Consider the following 3371-nt stretch of genomic DNA (forward strand, 5'->3'; position numbering starts at 1 on the left):
ATATTATACCACGCCGCTTTCGCTGGTGGCGTTGAAGGACAGCGATATTGCCTCGACCGAACCCGCCGCACTCGCCGGCAAGACAGTCGGCGCTCAGGCTTCGACCACCCAGGCCGACTATGCCCAGGACGTCTATAGCAAAGCCGGCGCCGAGGCGAAGCTCTATCCGACCCAGGAGGAGGCGGTCGCCGACCTGATGAACGGCCGTCTCGATGCCGTCCTTTCAGACAAATTCGTGCTGATGGACTGGATGAAGAAGTCGAGCGACGGCTGCTGCAAGATGGTCGGCGACGTCAAGGGCACCGAGACCGAAGCCGGTATCGCCGTGCGCAAGGAAGACAATGCGCTGCGCGAGAAGCTCAACGCCGCGATCGATGCGATCGTCGCAGATGGCACCTACAAGAAGATCCAGGCCAAATATTTCGATTTCGATATTTATTGAGGCTGCCAATCTCCCCCCTTGAGGGGGAGATGGCCGGCAGGCCAGAGGGGTCGCTGCGCGTAAAGTGCCAACGCCGTTCCGCCACGGGAGACGGCGTTCGCGCTTTATGTGAGACGACCCCCTCTGTCACATTCGGCGACATCTCTCCCTCAAGGGAGATCACACAATCAAAGCGCCTTCACCGCCACCGTCACCGGTTGCTCGATTTCAAGCGGGTTGCGCAGCGGCAGGCCAAAATCCTTGGCCTCGATCTCGAACACGTCGCCGGCTTCGGTCCTGATGCCGTCGGCGAAGGACAGTGTCGCCGTGCCGAACATGTGCACATGAACGTCGCCCGGCTGGCGGAAGGCCGAATATTTGAAGTGGTGATGTTCGAGATTGGCGATGGTGTGCGACATGTTCGCCTCGCCCGACAGGAACGGCTTTTCCCACAGCAGCTTGCCGTCGCGGAGGATGCGCGAGGTACCCCTGACGTCGGAGGGCAGGTCGCCGATCAGGATTTCCGGCCCGAACGAAGCGTTGCGCAGCTTGGAATGCGCGAGGAAAAGATAGTTCACGCGCTCGGTGATATGGTCGGAAAACTCGTTTGACAGTGTGAAGCCGACGCGGAACGGGACGCCGTCGTCGCCGATGACATAGATGCCGGCGACTTCCGGCTCCTCGCCTGCATCCTGGGCGAAAGCGGGCGACAGAAGTGCCGCACCGGGCGCCACCGCCATGGTGCCGTTGCCCTTGTAGAACCATTCTGGCTGCACGCCCGTCTGGCCCTTGGCGGGCTTGCCGCCCTCCAGCCCCATGCGGAACATCTTCATGGAATCGGTGAGCTGCTCTTCGCGATCGGCATCGAGTTTCTTGTGCATGGCATCGCGGGTCGCGGCGGAGCCGAGATGCGTCAGCCCGGTGCCGGTGAGATGAAGATGCGCCGGGTCGGGATGGTTGATCGGCGACAACAGCCGCCCCTTCTTGTATGCGGCATCGAGGTCGACCGCTTCACCGAAGCCTTTGCGCTCGATGAGGGCGACAAGTCCGGTGCCGGTGCGCGCGGCCTCCATCGCCAGCGAATAGACGCTGCGGGCGCCGTTGATGATCCGGGTCTTGCCGCCGTTGCGGGCAATGACGCGGATGGTCTCTGCCTCGTCGAGGATCTGGGAGATCAGCATGATGTACCCTCTCTCAATTGCCTGTGGCCTAGCTGCCGGGTTGGCAAACCTTGACCAGCGCGGCTCGGATGATATCCGCGCCACTGGTGAACTCTTCGTCCGGATTGCGCTCGCGGGCCCGGTCCCCTTGGGGGACTTCTTTGCGCCGCCCGGCAGCGCCGCGATGTGACCCGTGCCTCCTAAAAGCGCGCCGCGTTTGAAACGCGGCCCGCTTTAATCCTTGTTGTCATGCATGCCGTTGTCCCAACACGCTGCACACGTTTGGCGACATGCATGAGTCCCTCGCCCTCAAGCCTTGTTCTTGTTGTAGACGTCGAAGACCACGGCGCCGAGCAGCACCAGGCCCTTGACCACCTGTTGCCAATCGACATTGACGCCCATGATCGACATGCCGTTGTTCATGACGCCCATGATGAAACCGCCCACCACCGCGCCTATAACTTGACCGACGCCGCCCATCGCCGAAGCGCCGCCGATGAACACAGCGGCGATGACGTCGAGCTCGCTGCCGAGGCCGGCCGCCGGCACCGCCTGGCCAAGGCGCGCCGCAATGATCAGCCCGCCGAGCGCCGAGAGCACGCCCATATTGATGAACACCATCAGGGTCAGCCGCTCGGTCTTGATACCCGATAGCTGAGCCGCCTTGGCATTGCCGCCCATTGCGTAGATACGGCGGCCGACCGTCATGCGTTTGGTGACGAAGACGAACAGCGCGATCAGCACGCCCATCACTACGAGAACGATTGGCAGACCTCTGTAGGTGGCGAACTGGTAGACCAGAAAAAGCGCCAGAGCGCTGGTCACCAGGGTCTTGACGACGAACAGCGTGAAGGGTTCGGCTTCGTAGCCATGCCGCTCGCGGCTGCGCCGTGCCCTGAGCCCGAAATAGGCATAGGCGAGCACGGCAACGAGGCCGATCACGATCGTCGTCATGTGCAGCGTTAGCCCGCTGCCGACGATGGTCTTGCCGGCGGCGTTCACGACCGGCGGGATCAGCGTCAACGGGCCGATCACGTCCGGGATGAAGCCGGAACTGAGCGCCTTGAAGCCGGCTGGAAGCGGCCCCACGGAGGACCCGCCACCCAGCAGCGCTTGGCAGATGCCGCGGAAGATCAGCATCCCCGCCAGCGTGACGATGAAGCTCGGTATTCGGTGATAGGCGATCCAGTAGCCTTGTCCCGCGCCGATCGCGCCGCCGATGATCAGGCAGATGATCGACACCACCAGCGGATTGCTGAAAGGGCCGAGCGGCCAGATGACCATCATCATCGCCGCTAGCGCGCCGATGAAACCGGCGACGGACCCGACGCTGAGATCGATATGGCCGGAGACGATCACCAGCAGCATGCCCAGCGCCATCACGATGATGAAGCTGTTCTGCTGCACCAGGTTACTCAAGTTCACCGGCTTGAACAGCGTTCCGGACGTCGTGTACTGGAAGAATACCATGATGGCGATAAGCGCCAGGATTAGGCCGTATTCGCGCAGGTTGGTGACCAGCGCCGAGACGGCAACGCGCGGCCCCTGCTGCACATCTTCGGCGACGCCGCTTTTCGGGACGGGAGCGCTTTCGGTGCTCATGATGCTTTTCCTTCTCCGCGAACGATGGCGCGCATGATCTTTTCCTGGCTGGCGTCGCTCGCCGCCATTTCGCCGACAATACGTCCTTCGTTCATGACATAGATGCGGTCGGTGATGCCGAGCAGTTCGGGCATCTCCGACGAGATGACGATGATCGCCTTACCCTCCGAGGCGAGACGCGCGATGAT

4 protein-coding genes and 1 pseudogene are annotated in these 3371 nt (G+C 62.3%); 2 read left to right on the forward strand and 3 right to left on the reverse strand.

Annotated elements, in window-relative coordinates:
- A partial coding sequence (locus EOA86_RS27435) for a transporter substrate-binding domain-containing protein (protein WP_128344549.1) occupies window positions 1-442 on the forward strand: 442 nt, incomplete at its 5' end.
- Between the two features lie 167 nt (window positions 443-609).
- On the opposite strand, the gene araD1 is transcribed toward EOA86_RS27435, so the two are convergent.
- Window positions 610-1602, reverse strand: coding sequence for an AraD1 family protein (araD1, locus tag EOA86_RS27440; RefSeq protein ID WP_127209313.1), 993 nt, complete (start codon window positions 1600-1602; stop codon window positions 610-612).
- On the opposite strand from araD1, the gene EOA86_RS38900 reads away from it, so the two are divergent.
- The gene (locus EOA86_RS38900) at window positions 1601-1771 is read left to right on the forward strand and encodes a hypothetical protein (protein WP_164892018.1); all 171 of its coding nucleotides are present in this window, start codon (window positions 1601-1603) and stop codon (window positions 1769-1771) included. The two genes, araD1 and EOA86_RS38900, sit on opposite strands and share 2 nt — an antisense overlap.
- A gap of 119 nt (window positions 1772-1890) precedes the next feature.
- Here EOA86_RS38900 and mmsB read toward each other — a convergent pair whose 3' ends face one another.
- Window positions 1891-3183 (reverse strand): multiple monosaccharide ABC transporter permease, encoded by a 1293-nt coding sequence (gene mmsB, locus EOA86_RS27445; RefSeq protein WP_127209314.1) that lies wholly within the window; start codon window positions 3181-3183, stop codon window positions 1891-1893.
- A pseudogene (locus EOA86_RS27450) lies at window positions 3180-3371 on the reverse strand (ABC transporter ATP-binding protein); the annotation flags it as partial. The pseudogene EOA86_RS27450 and the gene mmsB, both read right to left, overlap by 4 nt.

The sequence above is a fragment of the Mesorhizobium sp. M5C.F.Ca.IN.020.32.2.1 genome (assembly GCF_004023105.1).
Lineage (GTDB): Bacteria > Pseudomonadota > Alphaproteobacteria > Rhizobiales > Rhizobiaceae > Mesorhizobium > Mesorhizobium wenxiniae.

Bases quoted from the DNA above. Each gene is read 5' to 3' on its own strand.
- mmsB (WP_127209314.1), bottom strand. From the start codon at position 3,183: ATGAGCACCGAAAGCGCTCCCGTCCCGAAAAGCGGCGTCGCCGAAGAT.
- araD1 (WP_127209313.1), bottom strand. From the start codon at position 1,602: ATGCTGATCTCCCAGATCCTCGACGAGGCAGAGACCATCCGCGTCATT.
- EOA86_RS38900 (WP_164892018.1), top strand. From the start codon at position 1,601: ATGATGTACCCTCTCTCAATTGCCTGTGGCCTAGCTGCCGGGTTGGCA.